The 21,412-nt window shown below is 72.9% G+C and carries 24 protein-coding genes and 1 riboswitch; of the genes, 15 read left to right on the top strand and 9 right to left on the bottom strand.

Annotation, left to right across the window (positions count from 1 at the left end; translation table 11 throughout):
- Window positions 1–14: 14 nt before the first annotated feature.
- The gene (locus tag ACSNOG_RS09555; protein WP_436752139.1) at window positions 15–275 is read right to left on the bottom strand and encodes a DUF397 domain-containing protein; all 261 of its coding nucleotides are present in this window, start codon (window positions 273–275) and stop codon (window positions 15–17) included.
- 9 nt (window positions 276–284) lie between these two features.
- Window positions 285–1,163, bottom strand: coding sequence for a helix-turn-helix domain-containing protein (locus ACSNOG_RS09550; protein ID WP_436752138.1), 879 nt, complete (start codon window positions 1,161–1,163; stop codon window positions 285–287).
- Between the two features lie 283 nt (window positions 1,164–1,446).
- On the opposite strand from ACSNOG_RS09550, the gene ACSNOG_RS09545 reads away from it, so the two are divergent.
- A complete protein-coding gene (locus ACSNOG_RS09545; RefSeq protein WP_336013110.1) occupies window positions 1,447–1,884 on the top strand; it encodes an ATP-binding protein in 438 nt (145 codons plus the stop codon).
- Window positions 1,885–2,028: 144 nt separating this feature from the next.
- Here ACSNOG_RS09545 and ACSNOG_RS09540 read toward each other — a convergent pair whose 3' ends face one another.
- On the bottom strand, window positions 2,029–2,499 hold the full coding sequence (locus ACSNOG_RS09540) for a C40 family peptidase (RefSeq protein ID WP_436752137.1): 471 nt from the start codon (window positions 2,497–2,499) through the stop codon (window positions 2,029–2,031).
- Between the two features lie 4 nt (window positions 2,500–2,503).
- A riboswitch (cyclic di-AMP (ydaO/yuaA leader) is annotated at window positions 2,504–2,687 on the bottom strand.
- Window positions 2,688–3,417: 730 nt separating this feature from the next.
- Between ACSNOG_RS09540 and ACSNOG_RS09535 the strand changes: the two genes are divergently transcribed.
- From ACSNOG_RS09535 to ACSNOG_RS09495, 9 genes are all read left to right on the top strand, one after another.
- On the top strand, window positions 3,418–3,720 hold the full coding sequence (locus ACSNOG_RS09535; RefSeq protein WP_436752136.1) for an urease subunit gamma: 303 nt from the start codon (window positions 3,418–3,420) through the stop codon (window positions 3,718–3,720).
- Between the two features lie 16 nt (window positions 3,721–3,736).
- The gene (locus ACSNOG_RS09530; RefSeq protein ID WP_436752135.1) at window positions 3,737–4,048 is read left to right on the top strand and encodes an urease subunit beta; all 312 of its coding nucleotides are present in this window, start codon (window positions 3,737–3,739) and stop codon (window positions 4,046–4,048) included.
- Window positions 4,041–5,762 carry an urease subunit alpha gene (locus ACSNOG_RS09525; protein WP_436752134.1) on the top strand — a complete coding sequence of 574 codons (1,722 nt, stop codon included), beginning with the start codon at window positions 4,041–4,043 and terminating at the stop codon, window positions 5,760–5,762. The genes ACSNOG_RS09530 and ACSNOG_RS09525 overlap by 8 nt, the downstream gene beginning before the upstream one ends.
- A gap of 8 nt (window positions 5,763–5,770) precedes the next feature.
- Entirely contained in the window at window positions 5,771–6,502 is a 732-nt protein-coding gene (locus ACSNOG_RS09520; RefSeq protein WP_436752133.1) for an urease accessory protein UreF, read from the top strand.
- 766 nt (window positions 6,503–7,268) lie between these two features.
- On the top strand, window positions 7,269–7,961 hold the full coding sequence (gene ureG, locus ACSNOG_RS09515) for an urease accessory protein UreG (RefSeq protein ID WP_436752132.1): 693 nt from the start codon (window positions 7,269–7,271) through the stop codon (window positions 7,959–7,961).
- A complete protein-coding gene (locus ACSNOG_RS09510) occupies window positions 7,919–8,752 on the top strand; it encodes an urease accessory protein UreD (protein ID WP_436752131.1) in 834 nt (277 codons plus the stop codon). The genes ureG and ACSNOG_RS09510 overlap by 43 nt, the downstream gene beginning before the upstream one ends.
- Window positions 8,753–8,937: 185 nt before the next feature.
- A complete protein-coding gene (locus tag ACSNOG_RS09505) occupies window positions 8,938–10,539 on the top strand; it encodes an alpha/beta hydrolase (RefSeq protein WP_436752130.1) in 1,602 nt (533 codons plus the stop codon).
- Window positions 10,540–10,725: 186 nt separating this feature from the next.
- Window positions 10,726–10,908 carry a hypothetical protein gene (locus ACSNOG_RS09500; RefSeq protein ID WP_436752129.1) on the top strand — a complete coding sequence of 61 codons (183 nt, stop codon included), beginning with the start codon at window positions 10,726–10,728 and terminating at the stop codon, window positions 10,906–10,908.
- Window positions 10,909–11,246: 338 nt separating this feature from the next.
- Entirely contained in the window at window positions 11,247–11,666 is a 420-nt protein-coding gene (locus ACSNOG_RS09495; RefSeq protein WP_436752128.1) for an SSI family serine proteinase inhibitor, read from the top strand.
- Between the two features lie 30 nt (window positions 11,667–11,696).
- Here the strand turns inward: ACSNOG_RS09495 and ACSNOG_RS09490 are convergent, their stop codons facing one another.
- The 5 genes from ACSNOG_RS09490 to ACSNOG_RS09470 all read right to left on the bottom strand — a co-directional run bounded on the left by ACSNOG_RS09490 (window position 11,697) and on the right by ACSNOG_RS09470 (window position 16,189).
- Window positions 11,697–11,855: a hypothetical protein gene (locus ACSNOG_RS09490; protein WP_436752127.1), complete on the bottom strand. Its 159-nt coding sequence runs from the start codon at window positions 11,853–11,855 to the stop codon at window positions 11,697–11,699.
- A 135-nt stretch (window positions 11,856–11,990) separates the two neighbouring features.
- A complete protein-coding gene (locus tag ACSNOG_RS09485; RefSeq protein WP_436752126.1) occupies window positions 11,991–12,944 on the bottom strand; it encodes a cytochrome c oxidase assembly protein in 954 nt (317 codons plus the stop codon).
- A 103-nt stretch (window positions 12,945–13,047) separates the two neighbouring features.
- A complete protein-coding gene (locus ACSNOG_RS09480) occupies window positions 13,048–14,073 on the bottom strand; it encodes a 6-phosphofructokinase (protein ID WP_436752125.1) in 1,026 nt (341 codons plus the stop codon).
- A 120-nt stretch (window positions 14,074–14,193) separates the two neighbouring features.
- Complete coding sequence (locus ACSNOG_RS09475; RefSeq protein WP_058041480.1) at window positions 14,194–14,922, bottom strand: type 1 glutamine amidotransferase; 729 nt, start codon at window positions 14,920–14,922, stop codon at window positions 14,194–14,196.
- A gap of 28 nt (window positions 14,923–14,950) precedes the next feature.
- Window positions 14,951–16,189: a MurT ligase domain-containing protein gene (locus ACSNOG_RS09470; RefSeq protein WP_058041481.1), complete on the bottom strand. Its 1,239-nt coding sequence runs from the start codon at window positions 16,187–16,189 to the stop codon at window positions 14,951–14,953.
- Window positions 16,190–16,354: 165 nt separating this feature from the next.
- Here ACSNOG_RS09470 and def point away from each other — a divergent pair, with 165 nt between their 5' ends.
- Window positions 16,355–16,930, top strand: a complete 576-nt coding sequence (gene def / locus ACSNOG_RS09465; RefSeq protein ID WP_436752124.1) for a peptide deformylase — start codon at window positions 16,355–16,357, stop codon at window positions 16,928–16,930.
- A gap of 57 nt (window positions 16,931–16,987) precedes the next feature.
- Here the strand turns inward: def and ACSNOG_RS09460 are convergent, their stop codons facing one another.
- Window positions 16,988–17,641 (bottom strand): TetR family transcriptional regulator, encoded by a 654-nt coding sequence (locus ACSNOG_RS09460; protein WP_179079763.1) that lies wholly within the window; start codon window positions 17,639–17,641, stop codon window positions 16,988–16,990.
- A 179-nt stretch (window positions 17,642–17,820) separates the two neighbouring features.
- Here ACSNOG_RS09460 and ACSNOG_RS09455 point away from each other — a divergent pair, with 179 nt between their 5' ends.
- From ACSNOG_RS09455 to ACSNOG_RS09440, 4 genes are all read left to right on the top strand, one after another.
- The gene (locus ACSNOG_RS09455; RefSeq protein WP_436752123.1) at window positions 17,821–19,047 is read left to right on the top strand and encodes an acyl-CoA dehydrogenase family protein; all 1,227 of its coding nucleotides are present in this window, start codon (window positions 17,821–17,823) and stop codon (window positions 19,045–19,047) included.
- Window positions 19,048–19,064: 17 nt separating this feature from the next.
- Window positions 19,065–19,463: a VOC family protein gene (locus tag ACSNOG_RS09450; protein WP_436752122.1), complete on the top strand. Its 399-nt coding sequence runs from the start codon at window positions 19,065–19,067 to the stop codon at window positions 19,461–19,463.
- A 106-nt stretch (window positions 19,464–19,569) separates the two neighbouring features.
- Window positions 19,570–20,106, top strand: coding sequence for a hypothetical protein (locus ACSNOG_RS09445; protein WP_436752121.1), 537 nt, complete (start codon window positions 19,570–19,572; stop codon window positions 20,104–20,106).
- A 141-nt stretch (window positions 20,107–20,247) separates the two neighbouring features.
- Window positions 20,248–21,412: RNA polymerase sigma factor (locus ACSNOG_RS09440; RefSeq protein ID WP_436752120.1), on the top strand; the 1,165-nt coding region annotated here is incomplete at its 3' end.

Below are 21,412 nucleotides of genomic sequence, written 5' to 3'. Positions count from 1 at the left end.
GGGAGGGACCTGGGTCAGGGCCGGTCGGTCCCGCCGTCGCGCAGCCCCTCGACGAAGCGGGACCACGCGGCGGAGCGGAAGACGAGCGCGGGACCGCCGGCCCGCTTGGAGTCGCGCACGGCGAGGAGGCGGCCGGGGAGCGGTCCGGCCGTCTCGACGCAGTTGTTGTATCCGGTGCTGTAACTGCTGCGGCGCCACGGGGCGTCGCGGAGCAGGGGAAGGGAAAGAGCTGGAGGGGTGGAACGGTGGGGTACGTACCGAGGCATTGCGGACATGGTGCCTCCTTACGCGCCGTCGTTGATCCCGGCGATGAATTCCAGCGATTTCTCGTGCGAGAGGGCGTTCTCGCGCAGCGTCGTGAAGGCCGCGCCGTACGCCCGGAGGTCTTCTTTCCGCTCCAGGTAGAGGCTACTCGTCAAGTGGTCGAGAACAACCACATCCAGATCAGCAATGCGCGGAAATGAGAAAATAACAAAAGGCCCGGTGATGCCGATATGGCCGCCACTGGAGAACGGCAGGACGTGCAGCCGCACGTGCCGCAGCGATCCCGTCTCCACCAGGTGCCGCAACTGCCCGGCCATGACCTCCGGCCCGCCGACCTCATGGCGCAGTACCGCCTCGTCCAGCACGGCGCACACCTCCAGCGGCTGCTCGCCCCGGAGCACCGCCTGGCGCGCCAGGCGCACCCGCACCAGCTCCTCGACCTGCTCCGGCGCCGGATCGCCGAGGGCCGCGCGGGTCACGGCGCGGGCGTAGGCGGGCGTCTGCAGCAGGCCGGGGACCACGGTGGTCTCCAGGGTGCTTAACCGCGAGGCCTCCGACTCCAGGCTGATGAAGTCGAGATAGGCCGGTGGCAGCCGGTCGCGGTAGGCGTACCACCAGCCGCGCCGGGCCCCCGCGCCCTCGCCCGGTTCGGTGGACCCCGCGCCGCACAGCGCCCCCAGCAGTGCGCGCAGTTCGGTGTCGGTGACCCCGTAGGCGTCCAGCAGGCGGGCCACGTCCGCCGGTTTCACGCCACTGCTGCCCGTCTCGATCCGGCTGACCTTCGACTGGTGCCAGCCCACCGCGCGCGCGGCCTCCAGGCTCGTCAGCCCGGCCAGCTCGCGCTGGCGGCGCAGCTCCGCCCCCAGCTTGCGGCGGCGTACCGCCGGTCCGTACCGCATGGGCCCTCCCCTGGGTCTGCTGTCACTGTCATACGTCAGTGTCAATAGCCCAGTGTGCCGCGTGAATCCGGTCGCTCGTCGTAGAGTTCACTGCTTCGGGCGACAGATATATGCATATCTTGGGGGATCGCTCCCATCACAGGCGTTATCAGTGGCAGTCTGTCGCGCAGAGCCGTCCGAGGCCGCTCACGACCCCCATGACTCACGGCGCCCTTCCCGTCCTTCCGCGGCGGTGCACCGCAAGTCCGGTCTCGGCGGGACCTCGGCTGAAAGGGCCACCGCCATGGCAGACCACCAAGAAGCCACCGTCACGCTGCCGAGCGCCCCCGCCTCGGTCTCCACGGCGCGCCGCTACGTCGCGGAGGTGCTGGCGGACTGGGGCCTCCCGGGCGGGACCGACACCTCCGAGACCGTGCGCCTGATCGTCTCCGAGCTCGCGACCAACGCCGTGCAGCACACCCGGGGACAGTCGCCCACCTTCACCGTGGACGTCCGTCTCGACCGCGACCAGCAGCTGCGCATCGGCGTCACCGACAGCCACCCGCGCTTCCCCCGGCGGCTGCCCGCCGCGGTCCAGCAGGACAACGGCCGCGGCATGGTGATCATCCGCTGTCTGACCGCCGAGCACGGGGGGCGGCTGTTCTGCACGCCGACCTCCGACGGCGGCAAGACGGTGTGGATCTCCCTCCCCTGGACCGCGCCGGTCAGCGCGGAGCGCTGAACTCCCCTCCGGCCGGCCAGGCCCCCCGCACGGGGTGCGGGGGGCCTCGGGCCGCTCCGGGCCCTCGTGCGGGGAGGTGCGGGGGGTGCGAGGAGTCGCGTCACCGTGCCGTCCGGGATCGCCGGCCGGGCCGGTGACGCCGGGTCAGCCGACCCTGCCGTACAGGACGCTGTTGGTCCAGATCCGCTCCAGGCGGACGACCGCGCCGGTCTTGGGGGCGTGCCAGATGCGGCCGCCCCCGGCGTATATCCCCACGTGGTAGATCCCGCGCCCCGAGACGAAGAAGACGAGGTCGCCGCTTTCGCGTGCGGAGCGGGGGATGTGACGGGTGCTGTTGTACTGCTGGGCGGCGGTGCGGGGCAGGGACTTCCCGGCCCGCTTGAAGGAGTAGAGCGTCAGGCCCGAGCAGTCGAACCGGTGGGGTCCGGTCGCCCCCCACTGATAGGGGGAACCCTGCTTCGAGGCCGCGATCCGCAGTGCCTGGGTGGAGACGGTGGTCGCCTCCGCCTCTGCCGCGCCGCCCGGGGCCAGCACGGTGGCCCCGACGGCGGCGAGAGTGAGGGCCGATGCGGCACCGGCCCTGGACAGCTTTGACGGACGTTTGTGCGCGCCCATGCGCTAACCCTTCGTCAGCCGCCTGTGAAGGATGACCTGTCGGGTTCGGGCAGGCGAAGGTTGCCCGGCCGCTGTCAACGGCTTCACCCCAAGGGCCGACCGCACTACTCTTGGTCGTCCCACCACTCTTGGGTCCTCCATCCCTGCCGTTGCACTCAAGTCGACCTGCATCCGGGCGGCGGCAGGGTTCGGCGTCCGCCCGGACCGCCCCGCCGGGGTGGCGGGGTCTTGTCGTCGCAGGGATCTTGGCGCAGCCGTCGTGCCGTTTCCGAGCGGATCCAGGGGTATGTGAGCCTGATCACTCCTGGGCAATTCCGCTGGACGCGGGGCGATTTGATGGGGTGCGCGCAAGCCGGCTGAGGCGCTGGCCTGCGGCGGTTCGTACCGGCCCGGGCGCAATCCGGCCGCCCGCGCCAAATCGATCACCGCGGCCCGTCTACGCCGTGATCCTCCATGGAGGGGACCGGGGTTTATTCGGGTGCGGACCCCCGGCCCTCCGGCGCACATGGCGCGGAGATCCCTTCGCCCCCGGCGCTCTGCGCCGGGGACCCGTCTCCTCCGCGTCGGCATGACCCGCTCGCACCTTCCGTTCACCCGTTTCGTGCGTGTGTGCGAGCCGGGGTGCCGCCGCACCGCCGCGACGACCATGGTCTGCGCCGCCCGTAGCCGGCGGTACGTGTCGTGCGGACGGACGGCCATGATCCGGCCCAGAAGATCCAGTAGATGCAGACGACAGGCGGCGCCCGGGCCCCTGGCCATGGCATCGCAAAGAGTCAGTTAACGCGTTGGAAAAGGTTGCGCCCTAATCTGCAATCACTGGCCTCCGGCCGAAGAACCCCAGGTCAACACCGTGTTGAACTCGGGTAGCGTCCCGGTGCGTCCATCCGGGACACCTGGGACGACAGTGAGGTGGGACGCATGCAACTCTCCCCGCGCGAGCAGGAACGACTGCTCCTGCACGTGGCCGCCGACGTGGCCGCCCAGCGCAAGGCCCGGGGCCTGCTCCTCAACCACCCCGAGGCGGTGGCCCTGATCACGGTCCACGTCCTCGAAGGCGCCCGGGACGGCCGCACCGTCGCCGAGCTCATGTCCTCCGGGCGCAAGGTGCTCACCCGCGACGAGGTCATGGAGGGCATCCCCGAGATGATCCCCGACGTCCAGGTCGAGGCCACCTTCCCCGACGGCACCAAGCTCGTCACCGTCCACGAACCGATCTGCTGACGGGGAGGACCCCGCGATGATCCCCGGAGAAATCCTGTACGCCGCCGAGCCCGTGGCCCTCAACCAGGGACTGCACCGCACCCGGCTCACCGTGCTCAACGCCGCCGACCGCCCGGTGCAGGTCGGCTCGCACTACCACTTCGCCGAGGCCAACCCGGGCCTGGAATTCGACCGCGCGGCGGCCCGCGGCAAGCGCCTCGACATCGCCGCCGGCACCGCCGTCCGCTTCGAGCCGGGCATCCCCCTCCGCGTCGACCTCGTCCCCATCGCCGGCAAGCGCATCGTCGAGGGACTGCGCGGCGAGTGCGGGGGACCGCTCGATGACTGAACTCAGCCGCGTCGCCTACGCCGGCCTCTACGGGCCGACCACCGGCGACCGCGTGCGCCTCGCCGACACCGGCCTGGTCGTCGAGATCGAGGAGGACCGCAGCGGCGGACCCGGCCACGCGGGCGACGAAGCCGTCTTCGGCGGCGGCAAGGTCATCCGCGAGTCGATGGGCCAGTCCCGCGCGACCCGGGCCGACGGAGCGCCCGACACCGTCATCACGGGCGCGCTCGTCCTCGACCACTGGGGCGTCGTCAAGGCCGACATCGGCATCCGCGACGGCCGCATCACCGGCGTCGGCAAGGCCGGCAACCCCGACACCATGGACGGTGTCCACCCCGACCTCGTCATCGGACCCGAGACCGAAGTCATCGCCGGCAACGGCAAGATCCTCACCGCCGGCGCCGTCGACGCCCACGTCCACTTCATCTGCCCGCAGGCCGCGGACGAGGCCCTCGCCTCCGGCGTCACCACCCTGCTCGGCGGCGGCACCGGACCGGCCGAGGGCAGCAAGGCCACCACCATCACCCCCGGCGCCTGGCACCTCGCCCGGATGTTCGAGGCGATGGAGGGCTACCCCGTCAACCTCGGCCTGCTGGGCAAGGGCAACACCGTCTCGTACGACTCGATGCGCGCCCAGCTGCGGGCCGGCGCCGTCGGCTTCAAGATCCACGAGGACTGGGGGGCGACCCCCGCCGTCATCGACGCCTGCCTGTCCGTGTGCGAGGAGAGCGGCGCCCAGCTCGCCATCCACACCGACACCCTCAACGAGGCCGGCTTCGTCGGCGACACCCTCGCCGCCATCGCCGGCCGCTCCATCCACGCCTACCACACCGAAGGCGCCGGCGGCGGGCACGCCCCCGACATCATCACCGTCGTCTCCGAGACCAACGTCCTGCCCAGCTCCACCAACCCCACCCGGCCGCACACCGTCAACACCGTCGACGAACACCTCGACATGCTGATGGTCTGTCACCACCTCAACCCGGCCGTCCCCGAAGACCTCGCCTTCGCCGAATCCCGCATCCGGCCCGGCACCATCGCCGCCGAAGACGTCCTGCACGACCTCGGAGCCATCTCGATCATCTCCTCCGACTCCCAGGCGATGGGCCGCATCGGGGAGATCGTGCTGCGCACCTGGCAGACCGCACACGTGATGAAGGCCCGCCGGGGCGCCCTGCCCGGCGACGGACCCGCCGACAACGTGCGCGCCCGCCGCTACGTCGCCAAATACACCATCAACCCGGCCGTCGCGCAGGGCCTCGACCACGAGATCGGCTCCGTGGAGCCGGGCAAGCTCGCCGACCTCGTCCTGTGGGACCCCGCCTTCTTCGGCGTACGGCCGCAACTCGTCATCAAGGGCGGCCAGATCGCCTACGCGCAAATGGGCGACGCGAACGCCTCCATCCCCACCCCGCAGCCGGTCCTGCCGCGCCCCATGTTCGGCGCCCACGGGCGTGCGCCCGCCGCCAACTCCCTGAACTTCGTCACCCAGTGGGCCATGGACGACGGACTCCCGGAACGGCTGGGGCTGGGCAAGCGGTTCGTCCCCATACGGTCCACGCGCGGCGTCACCAAGGCGGACATGCGCAACAACGACGCACGGCCGAGGGTGGAGGTCGACCCCGACACGTTCACCGTCACCGTCGACGGCGAAGTGATCGAACCCAGGCCGGCGGCGGAGCTGCCGATGGCCCAGCGCTACTTCCTCTTCTGAAGGGTCCGATGAGAACGACGACCGAGGCGCTCACGGTCCCCGCACCGCCGGGCGGGACGAGGACCGGCGGCCTCGCCGCCCTCCTCGTCCTCGCCGACGGCCGCTTCCCCGCGGGCGGGCACGCCCACTCCGGCGGGGCCGAGGCCGCCGTCGAAGCCGGGCGGATCACCGACGGCCGGACGCTGGAGGAGTTCTGCCGGGGCCGGCTGCACACCGCCGGGCTCACCGCGGCCGCCCTCGCCGCCGCGGCCGCCGCAGGCCTCGACCCGCTCGCCCTCGACGACGCCGCGGACGCCCGCACCCCCGTACCGGCCCTGCGCGCCACCGCGCGGCGCCTCGGTCGGCAGATGATGCGCGCCGCCCGGGCCGCCTGGCCTTCCGACGCGCTCGACGCCCTCGCCGCGGCCCGGCCGCGCGGCGCCCACCAGCCGGTCGTCCTGGGCCTCGCGGCCCGGTCCGCCGGACTCCGCCCGCTGGACGCCGCCTACGCCGCCGTCCACGAGTCGGTCAGCGGCCCGGCCACCGCGGCCGTACGCCTGCTGAGCCTCGACCCCTTCGACGCCACGTCCGTGCTGGCCCGGCTCGCCCCGGAGCTCGACGCCGTCGCCCTGCACGCCTGCGAGGCGGCGGCGCGAGCGGCCGTCGAGGGCGAGGACGCCCTCCCGGCCGCCGCGGCCCCCCTCCTCGACATCACGGCGGAACACCATGCGACCTGGCCCGTACGCCTCTTCGCCAGCTGATGACCGCCGCCCAGTGGCCCTCGACCGCCGATCCGGTGGTTCCGGCACCGCCGGTCACCACCGTCGTGCCGTCCCGCCGTCGCGGCGGAAGAATCACGCCTGCCGCGACGACGAGATCCCCCGCGCGGGGGGGGGCGGGCCGAGCGACGCCCGGACGGTCTGCCGGGCCTTCTCCGTCGCGGCGGAAGAATCGCGCCTGCCGCAACGGCGAGACCCCCCGCGCGGGGCCGGGCCGAGCGACGCCCCGGCGGTCTGCCGGGCCTTCTCCGTCGCGGCGGAAGAATCGCGCCTGCCGCAGCGACGAGATCCCCCCGCGCGGGGCCGGGCCGAGCGCGCCCCGACGGTCTGCCGGGCCTTCTCCGCCGCGGCGAGCATCCATCCCGCCGCAATGGCGAGACACCCCCGCGGCGAGGGTCCGGCGGAATGCGGGGTCGTGGGAGTCGGCACGTGCGATGTCCTGGCTGTCGGCCGGGTCTTGGCCGTGGTGGTGTCGCACTGCCGTGCCGGGCAAGTGGCCCCGATGCGGGGCCACGCCCCCGCGGCGAGCATCCGTCCCGCCGCCACGGCGAGACCCCCGCGGCGAGGCACCGGCGGAACGTCCGGTCGCCGGGGCCGACCGTGGCCGACACACTCCGCGGCCCACCGGGCCCCCACCGCGGCGGACACACCTTCCCACGGCAACGACGGCGGCACGCCCCACGGCCGGAAGTCCGGCGGTAGCCGCAGCCACCGGAGCCGTACCCAACACCGAACCCCCGGAGGGACCATGCACCTCGACCACCCCGAGACCTACCCCCACCGCCACAGCTACAGCGCCGCTTCCCCCGTCCGCCCCGACGGGACGCGCCGGGCCCTGAGGATCGGGCTCGGCGGGCCCGTCGGGTCGGGGAAGACGGCTACCGTCGCCGCGCTCTGCCGGGCGCTGCGCGCGGAGTTGTCCATCGCCGTCGTCACCAATGACATCTACACCCGCGAGGACGCCGAGTTCCTGCTGCGCAACGCCGTTCTGCCCGCGGAGCGGATCACCGCCGTCGAGACGGGAGCCTGCCCGCACACCGCCATCCGCGACGACATCTCCGCCAACCTGGAGGCCGTGGAGGACCTGGAGGACGCGGTCGGCCCGCTCGACCTCGTCCTGGTGGAGTCCGGGGGCGACAACCTGACCGCCACGTTCTCCAAGGGTCTGGTGGACGCGCAGATCTTCGTCATCGACGTCGCGGGCGGCGACGACATCCCGCGCAAGGGCGGCCCCGGCATCACCACCGCCGACCTGCTCGTCGTCAACAAGACCGACCTCGCCCCGTACGTCGGCGTCGATCTGGAGGGGATGGCCCGCGACGCCAAGGCGCAGCGGGGCGAACTCCCGGCCGTGTTCACCTCCCTCGTCACGGAGGGCGGCGTGGAGCCGGTCACGACGTGGGTGCGCGCACAGCTCGCCGCCTGGACCGCGTCCTCGTGACGGCTCTCGCCGCCGCCCCCGCGCCACCGCAGGGGCCGGGGCTGCTGGCCTCCGCCCGGATCGTGGCCGTCGCGGACGGCAGGGGCGGCACCGCCCTGCCCGTGCTCGACGGCGGCGGCCCGTTCGCCCTGCGGCGGCTGCGCTGCGCGGGGCCCGAGGCGCGGGTGTGCCTGGTCGGCGCGATGAGCGCACCGCTGGGCGGCGACGCCCTCGCGCTGTCCGCCGACGTGGAGGAGGGTGCCGTGGTGCACTTCTCGACCACGGCCGCCACCATCGCCCTGCCCGGCCGCACGGGCGCACCGGCCACGTACGACGTCCGCATCCGCGTCGGCGAGGGCGCCGAGCTGCGCTGGCTCCCGGAACCGCTGATCTCCGCGCGCGGCGGCGACCTGCGGATGACCACGCGCGTGGAACTCGCCCCGACCGCCCGGCTGGTCTTCCGGGAGGAGCAGGTCCTGGGGCGCGCGGGGGAGCGGCCGGGCCGGCTGACCGCCCGGCTGACCGTGCGGCGCGGCGGGCGGCTGCTCTACGATCAGGAGCTGTCGTACGGTCCGGGGGTGCCCGGCTGGGACGGCGGGGCGGTCCTGGGGGGCCATCGCGCGGCAGGCCAACTCCTCGTCGTGGACCCGGCCTTCGCGCAGGCCCCGGTCGCGCCGCGGACGCTCGGTCCGGCGGCCGTCGTCGCCCCGCTGGCCGGCCCGGCCGCACTGGTCAGTGCCGTGGCGCCGGACGGCCTGCAGCTGCGAACGGTGCTCGAAACCGGGCTCTTGGGGATGGATATCGGCAGATAGCGCGATACGGCCCATGTGGTGCACCGGGGATGAATGCCACCACATGTGTCACCGTGTGTTTCATCATTCTTACGGATTAGTAAAGAACACTCGTACGACCTGTCCTTTGTGGGATGGGAGACGAAAGGATCCCCCTGCAGCATCTCCGCCGCCTCAAGCGGCGTATCCAGCAGGGGGATTCCTACGTGAGACACACGTCAATACTCGGCGCGGCCGGCACCCTGGTGACCGGCGCGCTGGTGGCCGGGTTCCTGACCGCCCCGGCCGCCGGCGCGAGCGAGCGCGTGCCGGGCGGGGCCGCAGAGGCCCGCGGTGTGAAGGCGGCCGCCGAGCGCGCGGCCAAGGCGGGCATCAAGTGGCAGGACTGTCCTGCCTCCTGGGGCCTCGAGAAGCCCATCCAGTGCGGCTACGTCACGGTCCCCGTCGACTACGCCAAGCCGGACGGCCCCACCATCAAGATCGCAGTGGACCGGGCCCGTTCGACCGGCACCGCGGACGAGCGCCAGGGCGCCCTCCTCTACAACCCCGGCGGCCCCGGCGGCTCCGGCATGAGGTTCCCGCGCCGCATCACCACCAAGGCCCCGCTCTGGGCGAAGACGGCCAAGGCGTACGACTTCGTGGGCTTCGACCCGCGCGGCGTGGGCCACTCCGCCCCGATCTCCTGCGTCGACCCGCAGAAGTTCGTGGCCGCGCCCAAGCCCGACCCGGTGCCCGACAGCGAGGCCGACAAGCGCGCCCAGCGCAAGCTCGCCAAGCAGTACGCCGACGGCTGCGCCGAGCGCAGCGGCAAGCTGCTGCCGTACCTCACCACGGCGAACACCGCGCGCGACATCGACGTGGTCCGCGCCGCCCTCGGTGAGAAGAAGCTCAACTACCTGGGCGTCTCCTACGGCACCTACCTCGGCGCCGTCTACGGCACCCTGTTCCCGACCCACGTCCGCCGCCTCGTCGTCGACAGCGTCGTCAACCCGGCCCAGGACAACATCTGGTACCAGGCCAACCTGGAGCAGGACGTCGCCTTCGAGGCCCGCTTCAAGGACTGGGAGGAGTGGGTCGCCAAGTACGACTCCACCTTCCACCTCGGCGCCACCCGGGACCAGGTCCAGAAGAACTGGGAGAAGCTGCGGGCGACCGCCAAGAAGAAGCCCGTCGGCGGGGTCGTCGGCCCGGCCGAGCTGATCAGCTACTTCCAGGGCGCGGCGTACTACGACTCCTCGTGGGTCCCGGTCGCCGAGACCTGGAGCAAGTACGTCGCCGGTGACGAGAAGGCGCTGGTCGAGGCCGCCGGTCCCGACCTGTCCAACACGGCCGGCAACATCACCGCCGAGAACAGCAACGCCGTCTACACGGCGGTCGAGTGCGCCGACGCCAAGTGGCCCACCAGCTGGAAGAAGTGGGACCGCGACAACACCCGCATCCACCGCCAGGCCCCCTTCATGACCTGGGCCAACGCCTGGATGAACCTGCCGTGCGCCACGTGGAAGGGCCCCCAGGGCACGCCCATCGAGGTCACCACGCACAAGGGCCTGCCGCAGACCCTCATCATCCAGAGCGAGCGCGACGCGGCCACCCCGTACGCGGGCGCCGTGGAGCTGCACAAGCGGTTCAAGGGCTCCCGCCTGATCACCGAGAAGGGCGCCGGCTCGCACGGCGTCACCGGTGAGGCCAACCCCTGCGTCAACGCGAAGCTCGACGCCTACCTCCTCGAGGGCAAGGTCGACGCCAAGGACGTGACGTGCGCCCCGCACGCCACCCCGGTCCCGCCGAAGCCCGCCGCGGTGAAGTAGCCGTAAGCGTTCCACCGCACCACCAGGCGCCCCGGTCCGACCGGGGCGCCGCCGCGTCCGCGGGAACGGGGAAGGGCATCAGGGACGTATCGGGGACGTATCAGGCTGGATGACCATTTGATGAGCATTCTGCGAACCTCGCCGGTTCTCGGTGTTTTGGCCGCCCGCTCCTCGTAGCCTGTGCACATGCCCGCCAACCCGGACCTCACCCCCCGGTCGCCCGAGGAGATCAACGACGCTATCCGTGCGTTCCTGGCGGAGCGCCGCGGACGGAGGCTCGACGGCGAGGAGCGCAGGGCCTACGAGCGGCTGCGGGCTGAGTGGCTGGCGGCGGTGCGGGGCGGTCCGTGCCTGACCGGGCAGCGGTGACGGAAGGGCCGCCCTCGCCGAGGCGGTAAGCGGAAGCCGTATGCGCCCCCGCACCGTCCCGCACTCCAACGCGCCCCCGTCCGTCGTGCGTTGCCCCGCGCTCCCGGCATCACCGGGCTCTGGCAAGGGCGTTACGGGCGGTACGGTGGCCCTGCCCACGGCCGATCGTCCTGCGCCGACGGCCGTCAGCGCCCTGCCGCCCCGGACCGGCGGCGCCCGAGGACCGGCCGGGTGACCTGCCGCCGCCACCCGGGCGACGGCACGGTGTGGCAGCTTGCCCGGCGCGGTCCGCGCGCGATGGCCTTGGCCCGGGCACCCCCGCGCCCCAGGAGGCACCGATGTCCGTACCCCGTACCACCGTGGCCGCCGCGGCGACCGCCGCCGCGCTCTTCGCCCTGGCTTCCCCGCCCGCCGCGGCGGACGAGTGGCAGGGCTCCTCCGGCGGCGTGGACGGCACCGACGGGCGGTTCTTCCTCACCGTTTCCGGCGCGCAGAACACCTGGATCCGCGGGGTCCAGCTCAGCTGCCCGGAGGGCGGCGGCCACCACCCCCACGCTTCGGAGGCGTGCACGACGCTGCACCGCGCGAAGGGCGACCCCGGCCGGGTGGCCGGGGCCGGGCACCAGTGCACGCGCGAGTACGACCCGGTGACCGCGACCGCCGAGGGCAACTGGAACGGACGCCCCGTCGTCTGGCACAAGACCTTCCCCAACGCCTGCGCGCTCGACGTGGCCACCGGCCCGGTCTTCCGCTTCTGAAACCGCCCGCGCCCCGGCCGGCGCCCCCGCTCACGTCCCCCGGGCCACGAGCGTTCCTATCGTCAGCAGCGACAGCATCACCCACGCGAACCACAGCCAGCCGTTGCTGCCGATGGTCACCGTGTACGCGGTCACCACGACGAGGCCCCCCACCGTCAGCCCCGCCATCGCCTTCGCCGATCCGGGCATCCCGCACCTCCTCACGGCGGCCCGGAGTGCGCCGGTGCGCAAAAGGGGCCGCGGCCTGGAGTCCATGGTCTCCCGGCCGCGGCCCCTGCCGCCAGAGCTCGCGCGCACGCCTCCCCGCGCACGCACGCGCCCGTCTCAGGTCTCGCGCGAGCGCAGCGAGGCGAGGTAGGCGTTGTAGGCCTCCAGCTCCTTGTCGCCGTTGCGGTCCGCGGCCCGGTCCGAGCGGCGGGCCTGCCGCTGCTCGGAGCGGTACCACTGGTAGGCCAGCGCGAGGAGCACCACGACCGACGGGATCTCGCTGAACGCCCAGGCGATGCCGCCGCCCGCCTGCTGGTCCTCCAGCGCGTCGATGCCCAGCGAGGCCGGCGGGTGCATGTAGGTGCCGATCATCGGCTCCGAGGCCATCATCAGCGCGATGCCGAAGAACGCGTGGAAGGGCATGCCGGCGAACAGCTCCAGCATCCGCATCACGTAGCCCGGCCGGTGCGGGCCCGGATCCACGCCCATGATCGGCCAGAAGAACACCAGGCCCACGGCGAGGAAGTGCACCATCATCGCGATGTGCCCGGTCTTCGACTCCATCAGGAAGTCGAAGAGCGGGGTGAAGTACAGCGCGTACAGGCTCGCGATGAACAGCGGGATGGTGAAGACCGGGTGCGTGATGATCCGCATGTAGCGGCTGTGCAGGAGGGCGACCAGCCACTCGCGGGGGCCCTTGCGGCCGCGCCCGGCCGCCGGCAGCGCCCGCAGCGTCAGCGTCACCGGGGCGCCGAGCAGGACCAGGATCGGCGACAGCATGCTGATGACCATGTGCTGCACCATGTGCACGCTAAACATGACCATGCCGTAGTCGTTGAGCTTGGTGCACATCACCAGCCACACGGTCAGCACACCGAGGACGAACGCGACGGTCCGGCCGACCGGCCAGGCGTCACCGCGCCGCCGCAGCCGCACCACCGCCCAGCCGTAGAGGGCCAGCGCCAGCAGACAGCCGGTCATGAAGAACGGATCGCCACTGAACTGCAGACCCCGCTCCAGCGTGAACGGCGGCATGTCCATGTGCATCATGCCGTGCCCGCTGTGATCCATCCGCTCTCTCCCATTTCGCACCGATGCGCCGGAACCAGAGTAGAGGCGCCCCGGGCCGCGCCCGCGGCCGGGGGCGCCCCCCCGGAGGGCGGGGGAGGACGGCTCAGAGCACGCACTCGACCTCGGTGTAGCGCTCCTGCGGCACGGTCTTGAGCCGCTCGACGGCGTCCGCCAGCGGCACCAGCGTGATGTCCGTGCCGCGCAGGGCCGTCATCATGCCGAACGCCCCGTGGTGCACCGCCTCCACCGCGTGCCAGCCGAAGCGGGTCGCGAGGACGCGGTCGTACGCGGTGGGGGTGCCGCCGCGCTGCACGTGGCCGAGTATCACCGGCCGGGCCTCCTTGCCCAGGCGCCGCTCCAGCTCGTCGGAGAGCTGCCGGGCCACCCCGGCGAACCGCTCGTGCCCGTAGACGTCCGTGGCGCCGGTCTCGAAGGCCATGGAGCCCGCGCGGGGCTTGGCGCCCTCGGCGACGACGACGATCGCGAAGCGCTTGCCGGCCTCGAAGCGCCGGCCGACGACCTCGGTCAGCTCGTCGATGTCGAAGGGCCGCTCGGGCACGACGATGGCGTGCGCTCCGGCGGCCATGCCCGAGTGCAGGGCGATCCAGCCGGTGTGGCGGCCCATGACCTCCACGATCAGCACCCGCTGGTGCGACTCGGCGGTGGTCTTCAGCCGGTCCAGCGCCTCGGTGGCCACGCCCACGGCCGTGTCGAAGCCGAACGTGACGTCGGTCGAGGCGATGTCGTTGTCGATGGTCTTGGGCACGCCGACGATCGGCAGGCCCGCGTCGGACAGCAGGCGGGCGGCCTTGAGGGTCCCCTCGCCGCCGATGGGGATGACGGCGTCGAGGCCGAGGTCGGCCACGTGGCCCTTGGCGCGCTCGACGCCGTCGCGCAGCTGAGCGGGCTGCACCCGCGAGGAGCCGAGGATCGTGCCGCCGGTGGCCAGGATGCCGGCCACCGCGTCCAGGTCGAGCTTGCGGTGGTCGCCTTCGAGGAGGCCCTTCCAGCCGTCGTGGAAGCCGATGACCTCGTCGCCGTGGTCGACGACCGCGCGGTGCACGACGGACCTGATGACGGCGTTCAGACCGGGGCAGTCGCCACCGGAGGTGAGTACACCAATGCGCATGACAGGGGGAAACCTTCGCAACAGGGCGGGAGACCGGACCCCGTCGTCCGGTTGCGTCCCCGCCACCTTACTAGCGGTAGGCGGCGGGGGACGCGACCGTCCGTCATGCGGTCGCCAGGGCTACGCCGACTGGGTCGCCGCGGCGATCCGCTCGGCGCGCAGCGCCTCGTACCAGCGGTCGTCCACCGGCGGCAGGGCGTTGACGTCCAGCGCCAGCTTGATCAGCATGTCCGAGATGTGCGGGTTACGGGCCATCACCGGGCCGTGCATGTACGTACCGAAGACGGTGTCGTTGTACGCACCCTCGAAGCCGTCGCCCGTGCCGTTGCCGTTGCCGTAGCGCACGCGGGCGAACGGGCGGGCCGTCGGGCCGAGGTGGGTGATGCCCTGGTGGTTCTCGAAGCCCGTCAGCGGCGGCAGGCCCAGCGGCTCGTCGATGTCCGCGAGGACGTCGCCGACGCAGCGCTCGCCCTCGCCACGGGTGCTGATGACGTCGAGCAGGCCGAGGCCCTGCTCGCGCTGGCCCAGGTCGTTGATGAACTCGTGGCCCAGGATCTGGTACCCGGCGCAGACCGAGAAGACGATCGCGCCGTTGGCGACGGCCCGGTTCAGGCCGCCGTCGCGGCGCAGCCGCTCGGCCGCGAGCCGCTGCGGGCGGTCCTCGCCGCCGCCGATCAGGTAGATGTCCCCGGAGGTCGGGATGGGCTGGTCGGACCGGATGTCCACGCGCTGGACATCCAGCCGGCGCTGCCGCGCCCGCCGCTCCAGGACCAGGACGTTGCCCTGGTCGCCGTAGGTGCTGAGCAGGTCGGGGTAGACCCACACCACACGCAGGCTGTTCTGGCTCATGCTCACAATCCTGTCAGTCTCGGCGGGGTCAGTTGCCGACGCGGCGGCGGACGTCCTGGAACGCCGTGTAGTTGGCGATCAGCTCGATCTTGCCGGGCGGGCACTGCTGCACCGCCTCGTCGACGGTCTCGCAGACCCGGAAGTCCAGGCCCGCGACCTCCAGCCGGACGGCCAGGTCCAGCTTGCGGTCGCCGATGACGAAGATCGGGTGGCCGGCGAGGCGCGGGTAGTCCACGTCCCACAGCCACGAGGTGTCGGTGCCGTCCGCGCCGCGGGCGTTGACCGCGAGGATCACCGGCGCCGGCGGCCCGTCGATCAGCGAGAACGTCTCCAGCCAGCCGGCCGGGTTCTTGGCCAGCAGCAGCCGGATGTCGCGGCCGAGGAACTGCACCACGTCGAACCGGCCCGCGACCGCCTGCACCTGGTACATCCGCTCCAGGGCGACCTGCGGCGGGACGCCGAAGGTGGCCGCGACGGCCGCGGAGGTGGTGGCGTTCGCCTTGTTGGCCCGGCCCGGCAGCTGCAGGTGGATCGGCCAGGCCGAACCGTGCGGGTCGAGGACGTAGTCGCCCGACAGCGCCCAGCTGGGGGTCGGCCGGCGGAAGCCGCACTCGCCGCAGAACCAGTCGTCGCCGGGGCGCTGCATGACGCCGCCGCACGACGGGCAGGACCAGGCGTCGTCCTTCCACTCCTGGCCGGCCGCCACCCACACCACGTTCGGCGACGACGAGGCCGCCCACACGATCAGCGGGTCGTCGGCGTTGGCGATGATCACCGCCTTGCTGCCCGCCAGGCCCTCACGCCACTTCTCGGCGAGCATGCGCGTCTCCGCGGCCCGGTCGAGCTGGTCGCGCGAGAGGTTCAGCAGCGCTATGGCCTTGGGGGAGACGTCCCGGGCGACACCCGCCAGGTACTTCTCGTCCACCTCGATCACGCCGTAGCGCGCGTCCGAGCCGCCCGCCAGGGCCGAGGTGATGCCCGCCGGCATGTTCGCGCCCAGCGCGTTGGACACGACCGGTCCGCTGGCGCGCAGCGCCTCCGCGATCAGCCGGGTCGTGGTCGTCTTGCCGTTGGTGGCCGACACCAGGACCACGTCCAGGTGGGTCGCCAGCCGGGCCAGCAGGTCGGGGTCGAGCTTGAGCGCGACCTTGCCGCCGATCACCGATCCGCTGCCACGGCCCGCGGCCCGCGACACCGCCGCAGCCGCCTTGCCTGCCGTCACGGCCAGCTTGGCCCGCGGCGACAGTGGCCCCGAGTTGCCTGCCATCGTCCTAGATCCTCCTTGTTCCGGCGCCGTGCCCGTCCCTGGTCCGCCGGTGGTGGAACGCCCCCTCCGTGCCGAATCGCCAGCCAGGAGGCCCGGTCGGGGATCAGCCTATCGAGATCCGGCCGCAGGCCCGAACCGGCCGCCCACGGAACGTAGGGTTGACCCATGCGAAACGGCTCCATCCCCGGCTCTTCCGGACGTGTGCGGCCCATGCGGCTGCTCGGCGACACCGGGCTCGGCACCCCCTGCGAGGACGTCACGGATTTTGACGACGCCCTCGCGCAGCTCGTCGAGGACATGTTCGCGACGATGTACGCCGCGGCCGGCGTGGGCCTCGCGGCCAACCAGATCGGCGTCCCGCTGCGCGTCTTCGTCTACGACTGCCCGGACGACGAGGACCGCCGCCACCTGGGCCACCTGGTCAATCCCCGGCTCGTCGAGGCCGACGGCGTCACCGTCCGCGGGCCGGAGGGCTGCCTGTCCGTTCCCGGTATCGAGGCGGGCACGCCGCGCTTCGACCGCGCCGTGGTGGAGGGCTTCACCCTGGACGGCGCCCCGGCGCGCGTGACCGGCACCGGCTTCTTCGCCCGCTGCCTGCAGCACGAGTGCGACCACCTCGACGGCGGGCTCTACCTCGACCACGTGACGGGGCTGCGCCGCCGCCGCGCGCTGCGGGCCGTCCGCCGTGCGCCGTGGGCGGGCAGCACACAGGCGCAGCCGGAGCCGGCCCGTACGGCGTAGGGCGTACGGGCGGGCGCCGCGGCGCGCATACGTACGGGCGGGCGGCCGCGGCGCGCGTCAGAAGCCCGGGCCGCCCGGCAGGTCGCCCGAGGAGGCGAGCCGGCCCCACAGCAGATCCGCGAGGTGGCGCACCAGGTGCTCCCGCGGGAAGGGGCGCTCGCGCAGCCACCAGTCGCCCGCGGCGTGCATCATGCCGACGATGCCGTGGCCCCAGGCGCGCGACAGCTCGTCGCTGTCCGGGCCGAGGTCGACGCGCTCGGATATGACCTGGGCGAGCTCCTCGCCCATCCGCCGCAGCAGCGGCGCCGAGTGCCGGCCGACGTCGAAGCCCTGCTCGCCCTGGTCGGAGGGGTGGCCCTCGTCGGCGGGGTGCATCAGGAAGCGGTAGACCTGCGGCCGGGCCTCTATGGCCGCGAGATAGCTGTCGAGGGTCCGCTCGACGCGGTCGCGGCGCTCGGCCGGGGCGTCCAGCGCGGCCCGCAGGCCCACGAGCAGCGCGTCGGTGTGGCGGGCGGCCAGGGCGCGGTAGAGCCCGCCCTTGTCGCCGAAGTGCCGGTAGAGGATGGGCTTGGTGATGCCCGCCTCGGCTGCGATGGCGTTCATCGACGCCCCCGGGCCCTCCCGCAGCACCACCCGGTCCGCCGCTTCGAGCAGCTCCTTGCGGCGGCGCTCCGCCGCGTGCTGCTGGTCCTCCCGCTGACTGGTTTCCATATGACCTGCCTCCCCGCCCCTGTGATTCCTGACGCCTGCGCAACGTAACACCCGCCCTACCCGGCGAATCCGGGAGGCGAGACGGTTGACACTACTACCCGCCGGTAACATACTCATGTTACCGCGAGTAAGGGTTGCTGCAGGGGCGGGACGGATGCGGGACAGGGGTGGGAGAGGTCATGGCCGAATTCACGATGGAGCTCAACGAGGACCAGCGGGGGGTGCGCGACTGGATCCACGGCTTCGCCGCCGAGGTGATGCGCCCGGCCGCCGCCGAGTGGGACGAGCGCGAGGAGTTCCCCTGGCCGGTCGTCCAGGAGGCCGCCCGCATAGGGCTGTACTCGCTCGACTTCTACGCCCAGCAGTTCTTCGACCCCACCGGCCTCGGCATCCCCATGGCCATGGAGGAGCTCTTCTGGGGCGACGCGGGCCTCGGTCTCGCCATCACCGGCACCGGGCTCGCCGCCATCGGCGTCCTCACCAACGGCACCGAGGAGCAGATCGGCACCTGGCTCCCGCAGATGTACGGTGACGCCACCGACGTGAAGATCGCCGCCTTCTGCTCCTCCGAGCCGGACGCGGGCTCGGACGTCTCCGCCATGCGTACCCGCGCCGTCTACGACGAGGCCAAGGATGAATGGGTCCTCAACGGGACGAAGACCTGGGCGACCAACGGCGGCATCGCCAACGTCCACGTCGTCGTCGCCGTGGTCGACCCCGAGCTCGGCGCCCGCGGCCACGCCTCCTTCATCGTCCCGCCGGGGACCCCGGGGCTCTCCCAGGGGCAGAAGTTCAAGAAGCACGGCATCCGCGCCTCGCACACCGCCGAAGTCGTCCTCGACGGCGTCCGCCTGCCCGGCCACTGCCTCCTCGGCGGCAAGGACAAGCTGGACGAGCGCCTGGCCCGCGCCCGCGAACGCGTGCGCACCGGCGGCGCCCGTACGCACAACGCCGCCATGGCCACCTTCGAGGCCTCCCGCCCCACGGTCGGCGCCCAGGCCGTCGGCATCGCCCGCGCCGCGTACGAGGTGGCGCTCGACTACGCCCAGACGCGCGTGCAGTTCGGCCGGCCCGTCATCGACAACCAGGGCGTCGCCTTCCAGCTCGCCGACATGCGCACCCGCATCGACGCGGCCCGGCTGCTGGTGTGGCGCGCGTCCTGGATGGCCACCGCGGGCAAGCCCTTCACCGCGGCGGAGGGCTCGATGTCCAAGCTCTTCGCGGGCGAGACGGCGAAGGCCGTCACGGCCCAGGCCATGCAGATCCTCGGCGGGAACGGCTACACGCGCGAGTACCCGGTGGAGCGCATGCACCGCGACGCCGCCATCTACACGGTCTTCGAGGGCACGAGCGAGATCCAGCGGCTGGTGATCGCCCGTACGATCTCGGACGTACCGATCCGCTGAAACCGGGGGGCGTGGGCGTGCTGCACCATCTGGAGCTGTGGGTGCCCGACCTGCAGCGGGCCGAGAAGAGCTTCGGCTGGCTGCTCGGCGCCCTGGGCTGCACGCCCCACCAGCACTGGGAGCACGGCCGCAGCTGGCGGCGCGGCGCCTTCTACCTCGTCGTCGAGCAGTCGCCCGCGCTCACGGGCGGCACCCACGAGCGGTGCAGGCCGGGCATGAACCACGTCGCCTTCCGCGTCGGGAGCCGGGCGGCCGTCGACGGGCTCGTGGAGGCGGCTCCCGCCCACGGCTGGCGGCTGATGTTCCCCGACCGGCACCCCTTCGCCGGCGGGGCCGGACATTACGCCGCCTACCTGGAGAACGAGGACGGCTTCGAGGTCGAACTCGTCGCCGTCGAGGCCGGGGACGCCCCCTGACGGGCCCGACCGGGCCTGACCGGCGGCCCGTTCTCCGCCGCGCGGCGGAGGAGGTCCCTCCTGTGGGCGGACGCGGGAGCCCGGCCCTGCCACCAGCATGGATCCCATGCTGAAGATGAACGCCCTGCCCACCGTGCCCCGGTGGGCCGTCCTCGCGGCCCACGCCGTACCCCTCGTCACCCTGCCGTCGGGACTGTGGCGCATCGCACTCGTCGCGGGGCTGCCGGTGGCCCCGCCCGACGGTGACATGTCCGTCTGGGGAGCCGTGTACGTCCTCTCGCTCACCGTGGTCTCCGAGGCCCTCGCCCTGCTCACGCTCGGACTCGTACGGTCCTGGGGCGACGTCGTGCCGCGGTGGATACCCCTGCTGGGCGGCCGCACGGTGCGCCCGCTCGCGGCGGTGGTCCCGGCGCTGCTGGGCGCGACGGCGCTGACGGGCCTCGCCGTCTGGTTCTTCTGCGCCCCCTACGTGAACCCGCAGCAGGCCATCTGGCAGGGGAGCCCGGCCCAGGACGCGCTCCTCGCCGGCTGCTACCTGCCCCTGCTGGCCTGGCCGCCGCTCCTGACGGCCGTGACCATCGCCTACTACCGGCGCCGTACGGGCCGGAACGGGGCCGGGAGCCGGGCTCTCGCCCGGGTGTGAGCACCCGTCATACCCACTTCCGCAAAAAAGATTCCGCCCAGCTTCAGGTTTTTCTGTTATCCGCCGCGCGCCCGCTGGTCTCCCATGCGTAAGGCCGTTGACGCGGCGGAGCGGAAACAGCGGAAAGAGGGTGCGCGGAACGTGAACTTGGACAGCACGGCCGGCGTGGTCGAGGCGGCGCGCGGCGGGGACGACGCCGCGCAGGACCAGCTGGTCGCCGCCTGCCTGCCGTTGGTCTACAACATCGTCGGCCGCGCCCTGAACGGGCACGCGGACGTCGACGACGTCGTGCAGGAGACCATGATCCGCATGGTCGCGGGCCTGCCCGCGCTGCAGGACCCCGAAGGGTTCCGCTCGTGGCTCGTCGCGATCACCATGAACCAGATCCGCAGCCATTGGCGCAAGGAGCTCAAGGACCGCAAGGACGCGCCGTCCGGCGATCTGCAGGAGGTCGGCGAAGCCGCCGCCCCCGAGCCCGACTTCGTCGAGTGGTCGATCATCCGCCTCGGACTGCAGGGACAGCGAAGACAGGCGGCGCAGGCCACGCGCTGGCTCGACGGCGACGACCAGGTCGTCATGGCCCTGTGGTGGCAGGAGGCCGCGGGCGAGCTGAGCCGCACCGAGGTCGCCGCGGCCCTGGGCCGCTCACCGCAGTACACCGCCGTCCGGGTCCAGCGGACCAAGGCCCAGCTGGAGACGGCCCGTGTCGTCGTCCGGGCGCTCGCCACGGACCCGCGTTGCCACGAGCTCACCCGCGTCCTCGGCAGCTGGGACGGCGTCCCGAGCCCGCTGTGGCGCAAGCGCATCGCCCGGCACGCACGCGGCTGCGCGGAGTGCGGCGGGCACTGGTCCGCGCTCGTGCCCGCGGAAGGGCTGCTGGCCGGCCTCGGACTCGTCCCCGTCGGCACCGCCCTGCTCGCCCGGGTGACCGGAGCGTTCCCCGCCGGAGGGCCCATGACGGCCTGTGCCGCCACTGCCCCCGGCAGCGGCCCCGGCGGGGCCCCGGGGACGGCCGGTTCCGCGCCGCCCGCGGAACCGGCGCCCAACGCCCCTTCCGGTCTCGGGCAGCTGGCGCGGCGGGCCGTCGTCGCCGGCACCGTGGCCGTCGTCGTGGGCGGCGCCCTGGGCGGCCCGGACCTCTTCGGCACCGGGCCGGGCAGCGCCCGGCCGCAGGCCCCCGGCAGCCCGGTCCAGGTCGTCCCGGCCACCGCCGGCGACCCCACGCCCACCGGCCCGGACCGCCGCACCGCCCCCACCGCCGTCGCCCGGTCCGACAGCAACGGCCGCACCCCCGTGCGCGCCTCCG

The sequence above is a fragment of the Streptomyces sp. URMC 124 genome (assembly GCF_051386455.1).
Lineage (GTDB): Bacteria > Actinomycetota > Actinomycetes > Streptomycetales > Streptomycetaceae > Streptomyces.
Note: the sequence above shows the minus strand (reverse complement) of the source record. Positions and strands in the feature narration are given on the sequence as shown.

Excerpts from the sequence above, each read along its gene's own strand:
- ACSNOG_RS09520 (WP_436752133.1), top strand. The coding sequence starts at position 5,771 with ATGAGAACGACGACCGAGGCGCTCACGGTCCCCGCACCGCCGGGCGGG.
- ACSNOG_RS09525 (WP_436752134.1), top strand. The coding sequence starts at position 4,041 with ATGACTGAACTCAGCCGCGTCGCCTACGCCGGCCTCTACGGGCCGACC.
- ACSNOG_RS09540 (WP_436752137.1), bottom strand. The coding sequence starts at position 2,499 with ATGGGCGCGCACAAACGTCCGTCAAAGCTGTCCAGGGCCGGTGCCGCA.
- ACSNOG_RS09475 (WP_058041480.1), bottom strand. The coding sequence starts at position 14,922 with ATGAGCCAGAACAGCCTGCGTGTGGTGTGGGTCTACCCCGACCTGCTC.
- ACSNOG_RS09490 (WP_436752127.1), bottom strand. The coding sequence starts at position 11,855 with ATGCCCGGATCGGCGAAGGCGATGGCGGGGCTGACGGTGGGGGGCCTC.
- ACSNOG_RS09530 (WP_436752135.1), top strand. The coding sequence starts at position 3,737 with ATGATCCCCGGAGAAATCCTGTACGCCGCCGAGCCCGTGGCCCTCAAC.
- ACSNOG_RS09555 (WP_436752139.1), bottom strand. The coding sequence starts at position 275 with ATGTCCGCAATGCCTCGGTACGTACCCCACCGTTCCACCCCTCCAGCT.
- ACSNOG_RS09460 (WP_179079763.1), bottom strand. The coding sequence starts at position 17,641 with ATGGAAACCAGTCAGCGGGAGGACCAGCAGCACGCGGCGGAGCGCCGC.
- ACSNOG_RS09545 (WP_336013110.1), top strand. The coding sequence starts at position 1,447 with ATGGCAGACCACCAAGAAGCCACCGTCACGCTGCCGAGCGCCCCCGCC.
- ureG (WP_436752132.1), top strand. The coding sequence starts at position 7,269 with ATGCACCTCGACCACCCCGAGACCTACCCCCACCGCCACAGCTACAGC.
- def (WP_436752124.1), top strand. The coding sequence starts at position 16,355 with ATGCGAAACGGCTCCATCCCCGGCTCTTCCGGACGTGTGCGGCCCATG.
- ACSNOG_RS09480 (WP_436752125.1), bottom strand. The coding sequence starts at position 14,073 with ATGCGCATTGGTGTACTCACCTCCGGTGGCGACTGCCCCGGTCTGAAC.
- ACSNOG_RS09470 (WP_058041481.1), bottom strand. The coding sequence starts at position 16,189 with ATGGCAGGCAACTCGGGGCCACTGTCGCCGCGGGCCAAGCTGGCCGTG.
- ACSNOG_RS09455 (WP_436752123.1), top strand. The coding sequence starts at position 17,821 with ATGGCCGAATTCACGATGGAGCTCAACGAGGACCAGCGGGGGGTGCGC.
- ACSNOG_RS09495 (WP_436752128.1), top strand. The coding sequence starts at position 11,247 with ATGTCCGTACCCCGTACCACCGTGGCCGCCGCGGCGACCGCCGCCGCG.
- ACSNOG_RS09500 (WP_436752129.1), top strand. The coding sequence starts at position 10,726 with ATGCCCGCCAACCCGGACCTCACCCCCCGGTCGCCCGAGGAGATCAAC.
- ACSNOG_RS09445 (WP_436752121.1), top strand. The coding sequence starts at position 19,570 with ATGCTGAAGATGAACGCCCTGCCCACCGTGCCCCGGTGGGCCGTCCTC.
- ACSNOG_RS09485 (WP_436752126.1), bottom strand. The coding sequence starts at position 12,944 with ATGGATCACAGCGGGCACGGCATGATGCACATGGACATGCCGCCGTTC.
- ACSNOG_RS09535 (WP_436752136.1), top strand. The coding sequence starts at position 3,418 with ATGCAACTCTCCCCGCGCGAGCAGGAACGACTGCTCCTGCACGTGGCC.
- ACSNOG_RS09550 (WP_436752138.1), bottom strand. The coding sequence starts at position 1,163 with ATGCGGTACGGACCGGCGGTACGCCGCCGCAAGCTGGGGGCGGAGCTG.